At 58.3% G+C, this 20046-nt stretch carries 14 protein-coding genes; 7 read left to right on the top strand and 7 right to left on the bottom strand.

Annotated features, from left to right (window positions below; genetic code table 11):
* Positions 1-44 precede the first annotated feature (44 nt).
* From V7756_RS09095 to V7756_RS09110, 4 genes are all read right to left on the bottom strand, one after another.
* Positions 45-1106, bottom strand: coding sequence for a 3-deoxy-7-phosphoheptulonate synthase (locus tag V7756_RS09095; protein ID WP_335609844.1), 1062 nt, complete (start codon positions 1104-1106; stop codon positions 45-47).
* Between the two features lie 472 nt (positions 1107-1578).
* Positions 1579-2892 (bottom strand): DEAD/DEAH box helicase, encoded by a 1314-nt coding sequence (locus V7756_RS09100; protein WP_335609967.1) that lies wholly within the window; start codon positions 2890-2892, stop codon positions 1579-1581.
* A 212-nt stretch (positions 2893-3104) separates the two neighbouring features.
* Complete coding sequence (locus V7756_RS09105) at positions 3105-4469, bottom strand: DUF1329 domain-containing protein (RefSeq protein ID WP_335609968.1); 1365 nt, start codon at positions 4467-4469, stop codon at positions 3105-3107.
* A gap of 32 nt (positions 4470-4501) precedes the next feature.
* Positions 4502-6283, bottom strand: coding sequence for a DUF1302 domain-containing protein (locus V7756_RS09110; RefSeq protein ID WP_335609845.1), 1782 nt, complete (start codon positions 6281-6283; stop codon positions 4502-4504).
* A gap of 270 nt (positions 6284-6553) precedes the next feature.
* On the opposite strand from V7756_RS09110, the gene V7756_RS09115 reads away from it, so the two are divergent.
* Positions 6554-7597: an AraC family transcriptional regulator gene (locus tag V7756_RS09115; RefSeq protein ID WP_335609846.1), complete on the top strand. Its 1044-nt coding sequence runs from the start codon at positions 6554-6556 to the stop codon at positions 7595-7597.
* 306 nt (positions 7598-7903) lie between these two features.
* Here the strand turns inward: V7756_RS09115 and V7756_RS09120 are convergent, their stop codons facing one another.
* Together V7756_RS09120 and V7756_RS09125 are read right to left on the bottom strand one after the other, a co-directional pair.
* The gene (locus V7756_RS09120) at positions 7904-9268 is read right to left on the bottom strand and encodes a DUF1329 domain-containing protein (protein WP_335609969.1); all 1365 of its coding nucleotides are present in this window, start codon (positions 9266-9268) and stop codon (positions 7904-7906) included.
* A gap of 31 nt (positions 9269-9299) precedes the next feature.
* Entirely contained in the window at positions 9300-11267 is a 1968-nt protein-coding gene (locus tag V7756_RS09125) for a DUF1302 domain-containing protein (protein ID WP_335609847.1), read from the bottom strand.
* A gap of 496 nt (positions 11268-11763) precedes the next feature.
* Between V7756_RS09125 and V7756_RS09130 the strand changes: the two genes are divergently transcribed.
* Positions 11764-12810, top strand: coding sequence for a helix-turn-helix transcriptional regulator (locus V7756_RS09130; RefSeq protein ID WP_335609848.1), 1047 nt, complete (start codon positions 11764-11766; stop codon positions 12808-12810).
* Between the two features lie 19 nt (positions 12811-12829).
* On the opposite strand, the gene V7756_RS09135 is transcribed toward V7756_RS09130, so the two are convergent.
* Positions 12830-13675, bottom strand: a complete 846-nt coding sequence (locus V7756_RS09135; protein WP_335609849.1) for a class I SAM-dependent methyltransferase — start codon at positions 13673-13675, stop codon at positions 12830-12832.
* A 172-nt stretch (positions 13676-13847) separates the two neighbouring features.
* Between V7756_RS09135 and arsS the strand changes: the two genes are divergently transcribed.
* Genes arsS through V7756_RS09160 form a run of 5 tightly spaced genes read left to right on the top strand, consistent with a single transcriptional unit; the run spans position 13848 to position 20021 of the window.
* Positions 13848-14810 carry an arsenosugar biosynthesis radical SAM (seleno)protein ArsS gene (arsS, locus tag V7756_RS09140; RefSeq protein ID WP_335609850.1) on the top strand — a complete coding sequence of 321 codons (963 nt, stop codon included), beginning with the start codon at positions 13848-13850 and terminating at the stop codon, positions 14808-14810.
* Positions 14811-14864: 54 nt separating this feature from the next.
* On the top strand, positions 14865-16235 hold the full coding sequence (locus tag V7756_RS09145; protein ID WP_442908986.1) for a sodium:solute symporter: 1371 nt from the start codon (positions 14865-14867) through the stop codon (positions 16233-16235).
* On the top strand, positions 16232-17197 hold the full coding sequence (locus V7756_RS09150; RefSeq protein ID WP_335609852.1) for a hypothetical protein: 966 nt from the start codon (positions 16232-16234) through the stop codon (positions 17195-17197). Before V7756_RS09145 ends, V7756_RS09150 begins: the two co-directional genes overlap by 4 nt.
* A complete protein-coding gene (locus V7756_RS09155) occupies positions 17194-19335 on the top strand; it encodes an FAD-dependent oxidoreductase (protein WP_335609853.1) in 2142 nt (713 codons plus the stop codon). The genes V7756_RS09150 and V7756_RS09155 overlap by 4 nt, the downstream gene beginning before the upstream one ends.
* The gene (locus tag V7756_RS09160) at positions 19335-20021 is read left to right on the top strand and encodes a TIGR04283 family arsenosugar biosynthesis glycosyltransferase (RefSeq protein ID WP_335609854.1); all 687 of its coding nucleotides are present in this window, start codon (positions 19335-19337) and stop codon (positions 20019-20021) included. Before V7756_RS09155 ends, V7756_RS09160 begins: the two co-directional genes overlap by 1 nt.
* Positions 20022-20046: the final 25 nt, after the last annotated feature.

The raw sequence follows: 20046 nt of genomic DNA on the forward strand, positions 1-20046 counted from the left end.
CAAGCCGAGGGAAACCTCAGATGGCGGTGGCGCCGCACCCGGCCTCAGCCCCGCAGTCTCTCGGCTGCCGCCAACAGTGCGTGCGCAGTGCCATCCCAGCCAAGGCAGCCATCGGACACTGAAACGCCGTATTCGAGCTGGCTAGTCAGCGGTTGGCTGCCGCCGAACAGGTGACTTTCCAGCATGACGCCACGCAGGTTCGTCTGACCTGCCAACCGCTGCGCTATCACTGACTCCAGCACCTGGGGCTGCCGCATAGGATCCTTGCCGCTATTGGCGTGACTGCAATCGACTATCAGGCCCTGCGCGACGCCTTGAGCCTTCAGCACATTGCATGCCGCTGCCACTGCTTCTGGCTGGTAGTTGGGCCCGGCATGGCCGCCACGCAACACCAGATGGGTATCGGCATTGCCCTGGGTATGAATCAGCGAGGGCCGTCCCTGCTCGTCCAGTCCGAAGTGCTGATGCGGGTGCGCTGCCGAGCGCATGGCATCACAAGCAATAGCAACACTGCCGTCGGTGCCATTCTTGAAACCAACCGGCAGTTCCAGCCCGCTGACCATCTCGCGATGTATCTGCGACTCACTGGTGCGCGCACCTATGGCAGCCCAGCTCAACAGGTCCTCAAGGTAACCCGCTGCCAGCGGCTGCAGCAGCTCGGTCGCCAGCGGCAGACCCAGCTCGGCAATGTTCAGCATCAGCCTGCGCGCCAAGGCCAGGCCGCCTGCCATGTCGCCACTGCCATCCAGTTGCGGATCGTAGATCAGCCCCTTCCAGCCGATGGTGGTACGCGGCTTCTCGACATAGGCGCGCATGACCAACAGCATCTGATCGCTGACCTGAGGCGCCAGCTCAGCTAACCGCTGGGCGTACTCCATGGCGGCGTCAGCGTCATGCAGGGAGCAAGGGCCGGCAATGACCAGAAGACGGGAATCCTCACCCCGCATGATGGCCCGAATGGCCTCGCGCCCATGCTGCACGCTCGCAGCGGCGACGGTGCTGCGAGGTAGCCTGGCGCGCAATTGTGCAGGTGTCGGCAAGGGTTGGGCACTGCGCGCGGCAGCAGGTGATATTGGCGTACATAGAGCAGAAACAGTGGCGTTCATCTGATGCTTTCCTTAGTCGAGGCGGCGAGCCGCGCCGACGCTATCTGGGTGTTCGTTGTTTACCGTTGCAATGGCCTGGGGTCACGCTGCCGCCGGTCCAGCAGCTGTTGGGAAATCGGTAAAAATCGCGGTATGTGTACATGTGCAAAGCCTCTTTGAAGTCCGAATAAAACCCAATAAAAAACCCCGGGCGGGAGGCCGACCGGGGTTTTACTAATGCTGGTGGCGTCCCGTTGATGCAGGGCGCCTGTGGGGTATCAGGCGCGCCTATGGCTAAACCAATACCCAAAATAAAACGCGTTCAACACGACTGCCGGCAGCGCGCGCAGCAAGGCAACGCAAGATGCGTTGGCAGATGCAGTGCGATGTGCAGATTTGGCAGACATGTGACTCTCCGTTGAACTGTTAACGACTCTAGCCGATCACGCTGATGCTTGGCAACCCGTGGCTGCCAAGCATCAGCTTCCTCGCCTTATTTGCGCTTCGGTGGCGCCAAGCCATCGGAACTGGTAACGACCTGACCCTGTGGTGGCCGTGAAGGACGCTTGCCCGCCCTGGGCTTTTTCGACTTGGGTGCCGACTTTTTCTTGTCGTCCTTTTTCTTCTTGGCTCCCACCGGCTTGCCGGACGACTTGACCTTCTTAGGTCCCTTGAAGCTGCCAGGCACTTCCTTGAGGATGCGCCGCTCGAACTGACGTCGCAGGTAGCGCTCGATGCTCGACATCAGATTCCACTCGTGCGGACTGATCAGCGAGATCGCCAGGCCGCTGGCTCCGGCGCGCCCGGTACGGCCGACGCGGTGCAGGTAGTCATCACCACTGCGCGGCATATCGAAGTTGATCACCCGGTCCAGCTCGGCAATATCCAGCCCGCGAGCGGCCACGTCGGTCGCCACCAGCACGCCGCTCTGCCCCTGCTTGAAACGCTCTACGGCCAGATTGCGCTCCTTCTGATCCTTCTCACCGTGCAACACATAAACCCGTAGATCCATCGCCCGCAGCACGCCATTCAACCGATCGGCCGCGACCCGGGTATTGGTGAAGACGATGGTCTTGCCCTCCCCTTCATTGACCAGCAACCACTTGAGCATGGCTTCCTTGTGCGGGTTGTCGTCCGCCGGGATCACCTGCTGGGCGATGGCGGGTGTGTCGTCACGTACACTGGTCAGCTCGAGAATTTCCGGCTCGTGTAGCACCGAATCGATCATCCGCTGCAAACCCCGGCTACCCTTGGTTGCGGAGTAAAGCGCCGTCTGGCGCGGCTGCGGACAGGCCTCAGCCAGCTTGGTCACGTCTTCGCTGAAGCCCATATCCAGCATGCGATCAGCCTCATCCAGCACCAGCGTTTGCACGCTGCCCAGTTCAAGATTACCAGCCGCCAGCTGCTCCAACGCACGCCCGGGCGTTGCCACCACGATGTCCGGGTTCTTGCGCAAACGCGCCGCCTGCACCTTGAAGTCTTCGCCGCCGGTCACCAGCTCGGCCTTGAGAAAAGTGTATTGCGCCAGGGCGGCAATATCCTTTACCACCTGACGCGCCAGCTCACGCGTGGGCACCAGGATAAAACCGCGTGGTGCCATTGGTTTGGATTCATCCTGCAACAGGCGCTGCAGTAACGGCAGCACAAAGGCCGCCGTCTTGCCGCTGCCGGTCTGGGCAATGACGTACAGATCCTTGCCGGCGATCGCAGCGGGAATGGTTGCCCGCTGCACCTCGGTAGGCTGTTCGAAGGACAGCTCCTCAAGCGATTTTAGCAGGCGTTCGTGCAGGTTAAGCTGGCTGAACATGGGCTGGCTGTCTGTTTGGCTGTCTGATTGGCTGGACAAGGGCATCACTCTGGAAGGTCGGTATCAAGGTCGGTGCGACAATGCCAACAGTCTAACAGAAGTGAAGTCATACGCCGGCTGAAAGCGGCGTGACAGGAAAATAGCAGGCAAAAAAAGGGGTATCCGAAGATACCCCTTAAAACCCAAACTTCTTACTAAAGCAGCATTAAAACTTAACGGATACCCGAGGAGCGCAGAGCTGCCGGGGTGAACTGGTTATAGTTCGGATCGAAGTCGAATTGAGGAGCAGATTGCTCTTCGGAGTACATTCCCAGCGCGATGTAACGACCGGCCAGCAGGTCATACAAGGTTTCGATGGAGTAACCCGGAATCTTGTTGGCATAGTTGAAGCCGATATGGCCTTCACCTACACGCCACAGTGTGCCGCGTCCATCGTAGTGGTCAGCCAGGTTGATCATCCACGAATCTTCGTCAACAAAGAAGTTACGTTGAGCGTAGATGTGACGCTGACCCTGCTTGACGTTGCCCTGCACTTCCCACACGCGGTGCAGCTCGAAGCGAGTGTAGTCAGGGTTGATGTGGCCGGCTTGGAGCACATCTTCATACTTGACGCTACGATCGGTCAGCTTGCCGCTGTTGTAAGGAACATAGATTTCCTTTTTGCCGATCAGCTTCCAGTCGTAACGGTCAGGTGCGCCGTTGTACATGGAGAAGTTGTCGGAAGTACGCATGCCGTCAGAAGCCGTACCTGGGCCGTCGTACGCAACCTGAGGTGCGCGACGTACGCGACGTTGGCCAGCGTTGTAAACCCACGCCATGCGCGGCTCTTTCAACTGATCCAGGGTATCGTGTACCAGCAGTACGTTACCGGCCAGACGGGCTGGCGCGTTCACGCGCTGCTTGAAGAACAGCAGTGTGTTCGGCATGGTGGACTCGTCAATATCGTCCATCAGTTGCGGATAACCCACCTCTTCTTCCAGCTTGATCAGCGTGAAAGAACCATTGGTCTGCGGCATGGCCTGCATATACCAACGTTTGACATTCAAACGATAGCGAGTGTTATGGTTCCAGACTACTTCAGCGCCGGACTGTGGGATCGGAAACGCAAAGGTGCCGTGGGTGAAGTCAGAGATACCATCGCCGCCGTTGACCAGCTTCGCTTGGCCTGCGGTACGCTTGACCTGGTCGTACACCGACTGTGGGTAGCCAACAGTACGCTCAGTCTTGTAAACCGGCATCTTGAAGGTTTCCGGATAACGCTCGAACATGGCGACCTGGCCGGGGGTCAGGTTCTCTTTGTACTGCTGATAGTTCTGCGCAGTGATCACCATCTCGGGCTGTTGGCCCTTGAAGGGGTCTTCGTAGAAGTTGTCGCCCAACGCCTTGCCGGCGTTGGTGGGCAGACCACCGGTCCACTCGGGGATGGTGCCAGCCGCATTACCAGCTTTCTCGGCACCGATCGGCGTGAGCGAGGAGCCCAGCTCATCGATCTGCGCCTGGGTCAGGCTTTGCGCCATGACACCGGAAGCCAACAGGCTCAGGGCTAAACCGCCTGCGCCCAATAGAGTTTTTTGCATACGCATATTGTTATTTCTCCTTTAAGCCGGTCTTAGAAGCTTACGCTGAAGGTGAGGGACGCGTAGTCACGATCAACGCTGGTGTTGTATTTGCCATCAAAGAAGCTGGTGTAGCTGATACCGGCGTTGTAGCGGTTAGCGTAATCGGCATCCAGACCCAGACTTACAGACTTAGCATCTTCGGTGAAGTTAGGGCCGTAACCTTCGATGTCGTGCGACCAGGCAATGTTGGGGGTCAGGTTAACGCCCGCAAACACGTTGCTGTAGTTAAGGCTGGCACGCAGGCGGTAACCGTAAGAGTCGCTGGTATAGAAGCCATCAGTTTCACACCAGCTAGCGCCGCGGCCTGTAGCCTGCGAAAGGCAGGAGCCATCCGCTTCAGGACTTTGTCCAAAGAGAGAGTCCCGGCCGTAGAATGTATCGCCCGGATCTGATCCAATGCCTTCAATATGGTTGTAGCCTGCTTCACCGATCAAGGCCAAACGACTGGCACCCAAGACGCGCTCCACAAACTTGATCGCGGTCACCTGAGCCTGATAGAAACCTTTGCGATCATAGCCTTGGATGTAATCTCCCAGAGCATAGGCTTCGTCGCGCCCGATGATAGTGCCATCCTGATAGAGGGCCGCTGCACTCATGCTACCAGTGGTAATCTGCATTGGCATATTTGGACGATAGCTAACCTCGCCACCCAAGGAAACACCTGCGACCTGTGTTGCAAAACTTACACCATAGAGCCGGATGTCTTCAGGGTACTCGAAGAAGTAACCCGCGCCGCCAAATAAACCTCCAAGTCCGGCACCGTTCGCCGTTGCTGGCGTGAAAGCCCCGGCAGTATTGCTATAAATTGGCGTTCTGCTGTGATAGTTCATGGCATAAAAGCCAAACTCAGTATCATTCAGCTCAGGCACGAAGTAACGAAAAGCCACGCCAAATTGACCGTCGTCCGATGCTTCACGGTTCTTGCCATCACGAACAATGATGTTGCCGTTCAGTGCAGGGTCGCCCTGTGGCAAATCGCCGTTTCTGAAAACCAGTCGATCTATACAGCCAGTAGCTAGAGTGTCTGCACCAAAGAAAGTCCCGCAGTTGTCAATCGCATATGGCTCCCACTTGAGCTGGTAAAACGCTTCCATGCTCAAGTTCTCGGTCAGCCCTTGCGACATATAAAGCATTTCAACTGGCAACAGACCCTCTTTCAACTCAGCACCTGGACGACGCAAGGCCGCGACGTCAACTGGGTTGATAGAATTAATAGAGTTCTGGATGAAGGTGGACTCGCCCCAGCTCACGACTTGACGGCCGAGACGAACGTTACCGGGGTTATTACCAATGAAGTAGTTGTGGTAAACGAATGCGTCCAGTAATGCTATGCCCGAAGACTTGACTAGAGGTTTGCGGCCAGAATCGTCGATATCATAAAATCGCTGACTGCCGTCTTTGGTCTCAAAGTCGTACCAGTACTTACCGCGAACGAAGGCGCCGGAGTTACCGTAGCGCAGCTCAAGGTCATGCACACCACGGAAAATCTTGGAAAACGCATCACCTTTCTCATAGTTCAGACGACCATCGTCACTGGTACGAGCAGCCGCTTGGCCGTTTTGCGGCTCTCCGTCAACAGACGTATCAACGTGAATAAACCGTTTATCTGCGTCTTCCATGGACCAGCTGGCACCCACAGACAGCTGTGAGTCAAACTGGCCTTCTACCTCACCCAGCGAGAAGCTAATAGCGTTCGCCGACCCAGAGAAACTGGCCAGCCCGATTGCCAGAGGCAAAGCGGCGAGCGACCAAGCATGCATTTTTTTTGTCATTGTGCTGCTCCGTTAGAATGAATCATGGGTACCAGACGACTGGGAGGCCTCTAGCACCGAGGACAAGTCTGTCACGAGATAAAAAACCGAATTGGCCGATTAGGACGAGTTTTTTGGCCGGTAAGGACATTCATGCAATGAATACCTTTTGGTTTTGACGTGCAATTATCCGTTGCGAAATTTTGCACAATCACCCGCATTACTCTATTGTTGAGCCAGGATCTTAGATGTATCCAATCACAATAATAAAATTCGAGACGTCTTCTGCTTATGAATCCGGAACTCCATCCGTTACCGTCCGAGCGCGTGCATGAACGTGCTCTGTGGGCGCAGGGCATTGCGCAATGCCTTGAAGAGTACGACAAGAGCATCAAGGATCTTCCCGCTGACTTGCGCTCTCATTGCAAGCAAGCCGACCTCAGCCTTACCCATATCAGTCAAACCGATATCAATCGCCTCTGGCACGCAGCCGCGCGCTTGTCGCAGGATGAATGCTTCGGCCTGCGCATGGGGCAGCGCCATCAAAGCAATACCCTCTCGCTACTCTGCCTCGCCGCCGCCTCCAGCGAAACGCTAGGCGATGCAATTCAGCGCATCATTCGCTTCATGCCGGTATTCAGCACGCAAGTGCAGCTGTATTCGGTTGAAGATGACCAGTATCTGACGCTCTACTTTCAGCCCAAGGGCGCACCGCACCCGATGCATATGGAAGCTCTGATGAGCCAGTGCAGCCGAATCTGGGATGCCTTGGGGATTGGCAAGGCCGCTTTGATGCTGGAAACGCGCTTGACGGGCGAGCATGACAAGAGTCGCACGGTATGCGAATCCATCCTCGGCGGCCGAGTACGACTGGGCGCCAAGCGCCAGTCGGTACGAATCAATCGTCGCTTTTTGAACTCTCGCCTGCCCAACGCCGATGCTTTTTTACGCAAGCGCTTGGATAACTCGCTGGAAGATATGCTCAGCGACTTGCCCAATGTCGACTTTGCCGAGCAAGTGAAGCAACGAATTCGGGTGTTGGTCTCTGAGCGCACCGTGTCCGAAGAGCTGGTATCAACGCCGTTCAACATGAGCCCACGGCATTTGCGCCGCAAACTCAGCGAAACCCAGACCACCTATGAAAAGTTGCTGGATGAGGTGCGCATGGAATTGGCCGTTCGACTCATAAAAGAAGGCAAACTAAATCTCGGCCGAATTGCCTTTGAACTCGGATTTCTCGACCCCAGCAGTTTCACCCGAGCGTTCCGCCGCTGGACCGGTGTTAGCCCCACCACATTCCGTGGCCAATACAATCAGGCAGCAGTTCCCTCCTGAGTCAAGCTCAAGATAAGTACAAGAGAAAGGGCGTATAACACGCCTTTTTCTTGCGCCGCTACCCAACTACCAACAGCTACTGATAAATCAGGCTCCTCACCGCGTGGGCGTGGCAATGGTAGATTTTATCCGGAACCGAGAAGGTGCAGCCTACTCTGATGATTGGGCGGAAGCTCTAGCACCCGGAAAATTTCCAGCAGCATCTCGCGCCCAGCCGAGACATGATTTCGCCCCACCAATAAAGAAGGGGGAGCCTTGCGGCTCCCCCTTCTTTATTTACAGCAACGTTTTACCGCAACCTACACCTTAACGGATACCTGAAGAACGCAGGGCCGCTGGAGTGAACTGGTTGTAGTTCGGCTGGAAGTCGAACTGAGGAGCAGATGCTTCTTCAGTGTACATACCCAGCGCGATGTAACGACCAGCTAGCAGGTCATAAAGAGTCTCGATCGAGTAACCCGGGATCTTCTCTTTATAGTTGAAGCCCATGTGGCCTTCACCTACACGCCAGAGCGTACCGCGACCATCGTAGTGGTCCGCCAGGGTGATCATCCAGGAGTCTTCGTCAACGAAGAAGTTACGTTGAGCGTAGATATGACGCTGACCTTCTTTGACATCACCCTGCACTTCCCACACGCGATGCAGCTCGAAGCGCGTGTAGTCGGGGTTGATGTGGCCGGCTTGCAGAACGTCTTCGTACTTGACGCTCGGATCGGTCAGCTTGCCACTGTTGTAAGGAACGTAGATTTCTTTCTTGCCAATCAGCTTCCAGTTGTAACGGTCAGGTGCACCGTTGTACATCGAGAAGTTATCGGAAGTACGCATACCGTCAGAAGCAGTACCTGGACCGTCATAGGCGACCTGCGGTGCGCGGCGTACACGACGCTGACCAGCGTTGTAAACCCACGCCATGCGCGGCTCTTTCAACTGATCCAGAGTATCGTGCACCAGCAGTACGTTACCGGCCAAACGAGCGGGCGCGTTTACGCGCTGCTTGAAGAACAACAGGGTGTTCGGCATGGTGGATGCGTCAACATCATCCATCAGCTGTGGATAACCTACTTCTTCTTCCATTTTAATCAGCGTGAAAGAACCGTTGGTTTGCGGCATCGCCTGCATGTACCAGCGCTTGATATTCACGCGATAACGAGTGTTATGGTTCCACACCACCTCGGCGCCAGACTTGGGTACCGGGAAAGCAAATGAGCCATGCGAGAAGTTGGAGATACCATCACCGCCGTTAACCAGCTTGGCTTGACCTGCTGTTTGCTTGACCTGGTCATAGACTGACTGCGGGTAGCCAACAGTACGCTGGGTCTTGTAGACCGGCATCTTGAAGGTTTCAGGATAGCGCTCGAACATCGCCACCTGACCAGGAGTCAGGTTGTCTTTGTACTGCTGATAGTTCTGCGCAGTAATCACGAACTCGGGCTGCTCACCTTTGAACGGGTCTTCCAAGAAGTTGTTAGCCAACTCCTTGCCGGCATCAGTGCCCAGGCCACCTGTCCACTCGGGGATAGTGCCCGCCGCGTTGCCGGCTTTTTCTGCGCCGATTGGCGTCAGGCTGCTACCCAATGAATCAATTTCAGACTGGCTCAGGCTTTGTGCCATGACACCCGTGGCCAGTAGGCTCAGAGCCAAACCGCCTGCACCCAACAGAGTTTTTTGCATACGCATCTTATTGTTTCTCCTGTGGTCGGTCTTAGAAGCTAACGCTGAAGCTGGCGGACAAGAAGTCGCGATCAACGTTGGTGTTGTATTTACCATCGAAGAAATCGGTATAGCTCAGGCTGGCGGCGTACTTGTTACCGTAATCCGCGTTCAGACCTACGCTGATGGACTTGGCGTCTTCAGTGAAGTTAGGGCCGTAACCTTCAACATCGTGAGTCCAAGCCAGGTTCGGGCTCAGGTTGATACCGGCAAACACGTTGCTGTAATCCAGCGAAGCACGCAGGCGGTAGCCATAAGACCAGTCAGTATAGAAGCCGTCGTTTTCACACCAGCTAGCAGCATTGGGTGAACGGTCAGCCGCAGCGGTACCTTCGTTGGAAGCACAAGTACCTGCGTCCGAGAAAGTACCGTTAGCGCCAACGGTCGGATTGGTAAGGTCACCACCGTTATAAGGGCTCTGACCAAACAACGAATCACGGCCAAACCGCATATCGCCAATGCCGCTGATGTAGTTTACGCCTGCTTCACCAACCAGCGCCAAACGGCTGGCACCCATCACGCGATCAAAGAATTGGATAGCAGTAACCTGTGCCTGCCAAAACTCATTGCGTTCGTATCCCTTGATGTAATCACCAACGTCAACTTCGCCTTCCAAGCCGCGGTGCGTATTGTCAGATCCTGCAGCGCCGCTGGCTGCCAACAATGCGGTACGGCTCATGTCACCCGTATTGAGCTGCATCGGCATATTGGGACGATAGCTCAGCTCACCGCCTACGGAAGCGCCAGCGATGCTAGTCTGGAAGCTTACGCCGTACAAACGGATATCTTCAGGGTATTCAAAGAAATAACCCGCTGGCCCACGAGCACCGTCGATACCAGTAATCAAGCCATTAGCACGCACGGCGTTCGCCTGCCCAGCTCCTAGAAAGTTACCTGCTTGGGCCAGGCCAGCGACTGCGCTGGTTGGACCAAGATAGTTACCGGCGATGTTGGAGTAAAAAGGCGTCCGGCTATGGTAGTTCATCGCATAGAAGCCGAATTCGCTATCGTTCAACTCAGGCACAAACCAGCGGAATGCAACACCGAACTGACCGTCGTCGCTAGCTTCCTTATCCTTTCTGGCACGTACGATATAGGATGCTGCAGGGACGCCAAAAAATGACTCCAGAGCCGTACCTGCCAGCGGGTCACCATTCATGCCCTGCGCGCCACCTTGTGGGAAGTCAGGCCCTGTAACCACCAGGCGGTCATTACAACCCGTTGCGAGGGTATCTGCACCAAAGAAGGTACCGCAGTTATCCAATACAGTTTCCTGCATCTTCAACTGATAGAACGCTTCCATACTCAGGTTTTCGGTAAGCCCCTGGGAGAGATAAAGCATTTCAACCGGCAGGAGACCTTCTTTGATTTCGGCACCTGGTCGGCGCAGCGCAGCTACGTCGATGGGGTTAATGGAGTTGATGGAGTTCTGGATAAAGGTAGACTCGCCCCAGCTCACAACCTGGCGACCCAGTCGTACGTTGCCCGGATTATTGCCGATAAAGTAGTTGTGGTAGACGAAAGCGTCCAACAGCGCTACGCCAGATCCTTTGACCAAAGGATCACGGCCAGAGTCGTCAATATCATAGAAACGCTGGCTGCCGTCTTTGGTTTCAAAGTCGTACCAATATTTGCCACGTACAAAGGCACCGGAATCGCCATAACGCAGTTCCAGGTCGTGCACGCCGCGGAAAATTTTGGAAAAGACATCGCCAGCTTCGTAGTTCAGACGACCATCGTCAGAAGTACGAGCAGCCGCCTCGCCACCTTGAGAAAGTGATACAAAACGCTTGTCCGCGTTCTGCGTGGACATGCTGGCGCCGATGGAGAGCTGAGAGTCCAGCTGACCTTCCACTTCGCCAAGGTTGAAGTTGACTGCGCTAGCAGTACCCGAAAAGCTGGCCAGGCCAATTGCCAGAGGCAATGCGGCTAGGGACCAGGCATGCATTTTTTTTGTCATTGTGCTGCTCCGTTTGGGTGACATGAACCTGTGTATCGAGGGACACGTTCAGGACAAACGCAGTCTGTCACGAGGCCAGCACAAATAACCTGCCCTTATCGGCCAATTTGTTTGTCCCAAAAGGACATTCACCAACTGAATTGCAGGGGTAACGACTAGTTCAACTCACTCTTTTGAGTGAGCTTGAGGTAGCTCCCTGGCGCAACCAGAATCCACCGGACGAAAGCTAATTAAAGCTTCTACCACGGGGAATCTTTAGCTACATCTTGGCTTTTGTTGGGTTTGTCCGATTTTTCTCTCGCGTAGGCACTCACCGACGAGATCAGCCACACCCAAGGCCGTTCGAGGCCTCTGGCGCTTTCCCACATTCTCTGTAACAACATTCTGCTCTGCGAAACATTATTCCGGGCTTTTGCTGTAAAAAAATCTCGTTATACTCCGCCCACAAGACAAACGCCGATTTTGTCACTAACAAGAGTAGAGCAGGCTCCGGGGAATGTTCGAGCAGTCGAGTTCACAGTCTTTTTTTCGCGTGCGCGAAAGCGCTTTCTGGGCGACAGCCGTGGAGCAGACGCTGAGGCAATATGATCTGTCGCTGCGCCATACCAGCGTCGCAGGGTGTCTTTTCAGCGAACATTTTGAAGCTGAAGGTTTCATTGACCAGCAGTTCTGCTCGCTGATCTGGTCAGAAGCCACTCGCCTTGCCGATGACCCCTTGCTCGGTTTGCGCATGCATCGGGTATTCAGTCCAACTGCCTTTAATACGCTCGCGCTGACAGCATCCGCGTCGCCGACCATAGACGACGCCCTGCAGCTGCTGACCCGCTACTTTCCGATTGTCACCACTCAGCTGACGCTCAAGGTCGAGAGCCAGGACGATACAGTGCGCCTGCAGTTCAGGCCCATAGGCGATACGCACCCGCAGCATCTGGCCTCGATTGTCGGCTACCTGACCCGCTACTTCACGCGTATCGATCTGGATGGCGATGGCCTGCTGCACACCGTGCAGTTGGCAGATCACCATGAGGCGCACGCAGAAAACTGCCGGCATTTATTGAAGAATCAGCAGGTGGTATTTGCCGACAGCTATGCCCTGTCGCTACGCCGGAGCGTGCTGGTCAAGCCGCTGGCGACCGCGTCCAGCCTGCTGTTGCCCAAACTTACCGAGATCCTGCAGCAGATGCTGTCTACGCTGCCGAGCAGCGCTCTGTCCGAACAGGTTAAGCGCCGCATCCATTTGCTGTTGGGATCTGGCGAGATTACCGCGGAACGCGTAGCCGGGCCGATGAATATCAGCCAGCGGCACTTGCGCCGCAAGCTCAGCCAGGAAGGTACGTCTTATGAACAGTTGGCGGATGAGGTACGACGCGAGGCGGCGTTGCGCATGATTGCCGACGGCCAACTCTCCCTGACCAGCATCGCCTATGAGCTTGGCTTTCTCGATCCCAGCAGCTTCACCCGCGCCTTCCGCCGCTGGACCGATATGAGCCCCACGGCGTATCGGCGCGAGCTAAGCAAAAAGCAGCCTGCAGCGCGCCAATAAGCCAAGCAGCAGAATCAGCTCATTCGGGTTTGACGAACAGCAGCGTCATGCGATCGCTTTCACCAATGGCGAGGTAGCGCGCGCGATCCTTGTCGCCCAGGCGCAGCGTGGGGGGCAGCGTCCACACCCCTTCAGGGTGATCGGTCGAATCCTGCACGTTCTGATTCACCGGGCTGACCGATACCAGCTGGAACCCGGCGGCCTCTGCCAATTCGCGCACCTTGGTCTGAGTCACATAGCCGCTGTCGATCATCTGCTCCAGGCTGGTGCCAGCACGCGCCTGATGCTCAACCACGCCCAGCATCCCGCCCGGTTTCAATGCCGCATAAAACTTCTCGAATACCAGCGCGGCCTTGTCTTCACCAGCAGACAGCCAGTTGTGCACATTGCGGAAGGTCAGTACCCGATCCGCGCTGCCGGGCTCAGCAATAGGCAATTGCGGATCGTAATTGAGCGTCGTCAGTTCCACCTTGTCGTAGACATCCGGCGCGCCCGCCATTTTCTCTTCAAACTCGGTACGTGAGCGGCGGAAGAAGGCCACCTCGGACTCGGGATCAAAATGTGCGGCAATCAGCTTGCCATCCTCACGCAACAGCGGCGCCAGTATCTCGGTGTACCAGCCACCCCCTGGCCAGATTTCGATCACGGTCTGCTGCGGCGTTACGCCAAAAAACGCCAGGGTGCGCTCCGGGTTGCGATAAGCATCGCGCATCACGTTGGTAATACCGCGCGATGTACCGGACACAGCATCACGCAGCGCTTGTTGCTGCTCCAGATCAACCTGCGGCGGAGCGACCGGCTCCTGGGCTATGACCAGACCACTCATCAGCGCCGCTCCAGCGACCAGCAATAGGCGTTTCATCATTTGACCTTCCTGTAATAGTGGGAACGCACACAGCCCAGGCAGACTGTAGCTGCAATTGGCAGTGTGACAAGCCATAGGGGCAATGGTGCCCGAGCAGATTCCCGCCCCGCATGTAACAAAGCAGCCGCCCAATGCTCTACTCTATACACATCAAATCTGCGAGGAGCTTCTTGTGCTGGACACCTTGCCACTATTGAATCGTCTGGATTTTCCGCCGATCGCCCGCCACGCCCTGACCACGCTGCAGGTCAACCTGACGTACCAGTGCAATCAGCGCTGCCTGCATTGCCATGTGAACGCAGGCCCGACCCGCACCGAGGCGATGAGCGATGAGGTGATCGCCGATCTGTACGAGGTCATAGATGCTCACTCGGTGCAGACGCTCGACCTCACCGGCGGCGCGCCGGAGATGCATCCGCGTTTTCGCGAAATAGTGCGGCATGCTCGCGCTGCGGGCCTGGAAGTGATCGACCGCTGCAACCTGACCATTCTCAGCGAGCCAGGCTATGAGTATCTGGCCGAATTTCTGGCTGACAATAAAGTACAGGTCTCCGCCTCCCTGCCCTGCTACTCGCGCGACAATGTCGACCAGCAGCGCGGCGACGGTGTGTTCGAGCGCAGCATTCAGGGCCTCTTGCAGCTCAACCGCCTGGGCTACGGCCATCCCGGCAGCGGCCTTGAGCTCAACCTGGTGTACAACCCGCAAGGCCCCAGCTTGCCGCCGCCGCAGGCTGCCTTGCAGGCCGATTACAAGGCGCACTTGCTGGAAGACTTTGGCATCGTGTTCAGCCAGCTGTTCACCATCACCAATCAACCTATTGCGCGCTTTGGCAGCACCCTGGCCAGCCGCGGGCAGTTCAACGACTACATGCAGCTGCTGCGCGACAATTTCAGCGCGGCCAATCTGCCGGGGCTGATGTGTCGCAACACCGTCAGCGTGGACTGGCGCGGGCATCTGTACGATTGCGATTTTAACCAGATGCTCGATCTGGACATGCCGATCATCGCCAAGGATCGCCCGCACCTGCGCCAACTCGCCACCCGCGCGCTGGAAGGCACCCCCATTGCCACGCGTGATCATTGCTTTGCCTGCACCGCCGGCCAGGGCTCCAGCTGCGGCGGCGTGCTGAGCTGATCACCCGACAACAATTCAAACTTCAACCGCTCTGACAGGAACAGTCGCATGGCGATCAGCAGTATGACCGGCCTATTTTTCTGGGGTTTTCTTCTCGCCTATGGCGCCATCATGTATGCACTCTCACCGCGCAGCGTGACGCTCGGCGGCTTCTTTAACGGTGAAGACAGCAGCGGTCGCCCCGCCTCGCCCATGCTGCTGACCATCAGCATTTTCATCAGCTGGATCTTTGCCAAATCCGTTACCAATGCCGCCAACCTGGGCGCCGAGTTCGGCCTGGTTGGCGGCCTGGCCTACGCCACTTACTGGCTATCGATTCCGTTGTGCGGCTATGTCATCTACCGTTTGCGTCGCAGCTTCGGCGCTACCAGCATGGTCAGCTTTCTGACCAGCAATTACGGCCGTGCGGCCGCCCTGGCGTTCTCTGCCGCGATTCTCATCCGGCTGTTCAACGAGGTGTGGAGCAACACGGCGGTGGTGGGCGGCTACTACGGCGAAAGCGGCAGCACGCCCTTCATCGTCTCTGCCCTGCTGTTCACCGCCGTGACCCTCGCCTACAGCCTGCGCGGCGGCCTGCGCAGCTCGATCCTGACCGACGCCGCCCAGGCCGCTATCTTCGTGGTGGCCCTGGTATGGGTGTTGGGTCTGGTATTGCCAAACCACTCGGTAGCGGAATTGCGCAGTAACAGCAGCTGGGCGATGAATGCCGGAGTTGATCTGTTCCTGGTCGCCTGTCTGCAGCTGTTCAGCTATCCCTTCCACGATCCGGTGCTGACCGACCGCGGCTTTATCAGCGAAGAAAAATCCATGCTGCGCGCCTTTACTCTGGCTGGCGTGCTGGGCTTTATCGCCATTCTGGCCTTCAGTCTGATCGGCGTGCATGCCAGCCTGAGTGGCCTGGAAGCTTCCAGCAATGTGCCTGCCGCGCTGGCGCGTACCATGGGCATCGGCGCCTTGATCGTGATGACGCTGGTGATGATCTCTGCCGCAGGTTCCACGCTCGATTCCACCTTCGCCAGCCTCGCCCGCCTGACCGGCCGTGAGCTGCCGGCGCTGGCCGGGCGCAACCTGGGGCAAAAGTCCATTGCCGTGGGCATGACCGCCATGCTGGTATTCGCCGTGCTGGGTAATCTGCCCATGCTGGCCGGCACCGATATTCTCAAGGCCACCACCATCAGCGGCACCATGGTCATCGGCCTGGCGCCGGTATTCATGCTGCACGGCCTGGTGCGCCCCACGGCTCTGGGCTTCCATCTGAGTTTCTGGTGCGGCCTGCTGCTGGGCGTCGCCCTGACCATCGGCTGGATTCCTGACAGCTGGGCCATCGGCGATGGCCGCTATGCCCTGCTGCTGGGCACCAACCTCTACGGCCTGTTGCTCTGTACAGCGGCCTATTTACTGTGCGGCATGCGGAGGCCAGCATGAAGCCCGGCCGCAGCTGCCCACTGGACTATCAGATCCCGGCTACCGCCTTCAGCGGCGAGCCCGCATTCGAATGCGACACCCTGTATGTAGTGGGCGGCCTGTACGGTAACGAACAGGCACTGGTCGCGTTGCATCATCGGTTACTGCGCGAGCCTCTGGCACGCGTAGTAGTCAATGGCGATGCGCACTGGTTCGACGCAGAGCCCGCGCTGTTCAGCCGCATAGAACAGCAACTGGCGCAGTACACATTGCTGCGCGGCAATGTAGAGACCGAGCTGGGCCGTCCTGACAGCGGCGAACATGGCTGCGGCTGCGCCTACCCGGATGAGGTACCCGAGCAAACTGTGGACTGGTCCAATGCCGTTCATCAACGGCTGACCGCCACGGTGGGGCTAATCCCCGGCATGCCTGAACAATTGGCCGCGCGGCCGGCCACCGCCCTGGTCAGCGTGGGCGGGCAGCGCGTGGCCATCAGCCACGGCGATGAACAATCACTGGCGGGCTGGCAATGCGACCGTCAGGCGCTGCGCTCAGCCGAGCGGCAACAACAGCTTGGCCGCTGGTGCGAGCAACAGCAGATCAGCGTGCTGGCCACCAGCCACACCTGCGCGCCCGCCGCACTGGCGACCGAGCATTGGGCGGTGATCAACAACGGCGCCGCCGGCATGCCCAATTTCAACAATGGCCAGTACGGGCTCATCACCCGCATTAGCGTTCAGCCCAGCCTGGCTGCGCTGTATCGCGCGCAGGTGGCTGGCTTGTATATCGAGGCCATCCCGCTCAACTATGACCATCAGGCGTTTCTCGCCGAGTTTGACCGCCAATGGCCAGCCGGCAGCCCCGCCGCGCTGGCCTATCGCGAACGCATCACCCAAGGCACTACCGAGCAGCCGCTCGACGCCCTACTCGGCGGCTTTACGCTGGCCAGCACTCTTTGCGCCCTGGAGGCCCACTTCGTATGAATCTCAAGAAAGCCGCGGTACTGCTCGCGATTGTGGCGCTGATCGCGGCGTTTTTTCTGTTCGATCTGAATCAGTATTTCAGCCTGGATGCGATCAAGGCGCAGCAGCAGAACCTCAACGCCCAGGTAACTGCCAACCCACTGCTGGCGGGCAGTCTGTTCTTCCTCGCCTACGTCGCCGTCACAGCCCTGTCGCTACCCGGTGCTGCGCTGATGACCCTTGCCGGCGGCGCGTTGTTCGGTCTGGGTTGGGGTCTATTGCTGGTCTCGTTTGCCTCCAGCCTGGGCGCCACCCTGGCCATGCTGATCAGCCGTTTTCTGCTGCGCGACTGGGTGCAGAATCGCTTTGGCCGCCGCCTGAAACCCTTGAATGAAGGCATCGAGCGCGAAGGCGCTTTCTATCTGTTTGCCCTGCGTCTGGTGCCGGCGTTCCCCTTTTTCATGATCAACCTGGCCATGGGCCTGACCGCCATCAAGGCGCGTACCTTCTGGTGGGTCAGCCAGCTGGGCATGCTACCCGGCACCCTGGTGTACGTGAATGCGGGGCGCGAGCTGAGCCAGCTGGAATCACTCGGCGGGATACTCTCGCCGGGCGTGCTCGGCGCCTTTATACTGCTCGGCCTGTTCCCGCTGATTGCGCGCAAGATCCTTGACCAGATCAAGGCCCGGCGCGTGTATCGCGGCTGGAACAAGCCCAAGCGCTTCGACCGCAACCTGGTGGTGATCGGCGCCGGCAGTGGCGGCCTGGTCAGCGCCTATATTGCCGCGGCAGTCAAAGCCGAGGTCAGCCTGATTGAAAAACACGCCATGGGCGGCGACTGCCTGAACACCGGCTGTGTACCCTCCAAGGCACTGATTCGCTCGGCGCGCCTGGCAGCCGAAGTGAAACGCGCCGCCGCACTGGGCTACACCAACGCCAGCGCCACCGTCGACTTCGCGCGGGTCATGGAGCGCGTGCAGCGCGTGATCAAGGACATCGAGCCCCACGACTCACCCGAGCGCTACACCAAGCTGGGTGTTGATGTGATCCAGGGCGCCGCCCGCATCACCTCGCCCTGGAGCGTCGAGGTCGATGGCCGCAACCTGACCACCCGCAACATCATCATCGCCGCTGGCGGCCGCCCCCTCATGCCCGACATACCTGGGCTGGCAGAGGCGCCGGCCTACACCTCAGACACCTTGTGGGGCCTGCGCGAGCAACCGCGTCGGCTGCTGGTGCTGGGCGGCGGTCCGATCGGCTGTGAGCTGGCCCAGGCCTTCCAGCGTTTAGGCTCGCAGGTGATTCAACTGGAACGCGGCGAGCGCCTGTTGCCGCGTGAAGATGCCGACGCCGGCGAACTGGTCAGTCTCGCCCTGCGTAGCGAAGGGGTCGACCTGCGACTGCGGCATCAGGCCGAACGCTTCACCTGTGACGGACAACAGCACGCGGTGGAGGCTCGCCTGCTCGACAGCGATGAACTGGTGCGCATCGAGTTTGATGCCGTGCTGGTTGCCGTTGGCCGGCAGGCCAATATCCGCGGCTACGGCGTTGAAGAGCTGGGACTGACCCTGCGTGATAACGGCACCCTGGCCACCAACGAGTACCTGGCCACCCGCTTCCCCAACATCTATGCCGTCGGCGATGTGACCGGCCCCTATCAGTTCACCCACGCCGCTGCCCATCAGGCCTGGTACGCCGCAGTGAACGCCTTGTTCGGCAGCTTCAAGCGCTTCAAGGTGGATTACCGCGTGCTGCCGCACGTGACCTTTACCGAGCCAGAAGTGGCGCGGGTTGGCCTGTCCGAGGACGAAGCCCAGCAACAGCAGATCGATTACGAGGTCACCCGCTACGCCATCGACGACCTGGACCGCGCCATCGCCGATGAAAGCGCTGAAGGTTACGTCAAGGTACTCACCCAGCCCAGCAAGGATCGCATCCTGGGCGCGACCATCGTCGGCGCCCACGCCGGCGAGCTGATTGCCGAATACGTGCTGGCCATGAAGCACAACCTGGGCCTGAACAAGATACTCGGCACCGTGCACAGCTACCCCACCCTGGCCGAGGCCAACAAGTACGCCGCCGGCGAGTGGAAACGCGCGCATGCGCCGGAAAAACTGCTGGGCTGGGTACAACGCTGGCACCGCTGGCGGCTGAAGTAATGGCGTATGAAACAATGCTGCCAGCGCTCAGCATCGTCATCCCGGCGCGCAACGAAGCGCAGCACATTGTGGCCAGCCTGCAGCCACTGCAAGCCTACCGGCCGCAGGTCGAAATCATCCTGGTGGATGGTGGCAGCAGCGATAACACCGCCGCGCTGGCCACCCCGCTGTGCGACCGCGTGTTATCCAGCCCACCCGGCCGCGCGCGGCAGATGAATCTCGGCGCCAAGGCGGCGCGCGGCGACGCCCTGCTGTTTCTGCATGCCGACACACAGTTGCCGTCCGACTTTGCCCAGCGCGTGCTGCACAGCCTGGCCGCCGGCCATCGCTGGGGCCGCTTCGATGTGCGCCTGGAACCCGGCAGCGCTCTGTTACGCCTGGTTGGCTGGATGATGAACCAGCGCTCAAGGCTGACCGGTGTGTGTACCGGCGACCAGGGCATTTTCGTGCAACGGCAACTTTTTACGGAACTTGGCGGCTACGCCGACCTCCCACTTATGGAGGACATAGAGTTGAGCAAACGGCTGCGCCGCCACGGCCGCCCCGCCTGTCTGCAACCGGCACTGACTACCTCCAGCCGCCGCTGGCAACAGCACGGCACCCTGCGCACCGTGGCCCTTATGTGGTGGTTGCGCGCCCTTTACTGGCTTGGCGTGTCACCGCACCGTCTCGCCAAGTGGTACTAGCACGCTTGACCCCGAACTGACGGAG

It is taken from the genome of Halopseudomonas sp., assembly GCF_036961105.1.
GTDB lineage: Bacteria > Pseudomonadota > Gammaproteobacteria > Pseudomonadales > Pseudomonadaceae > Halopseudomonas.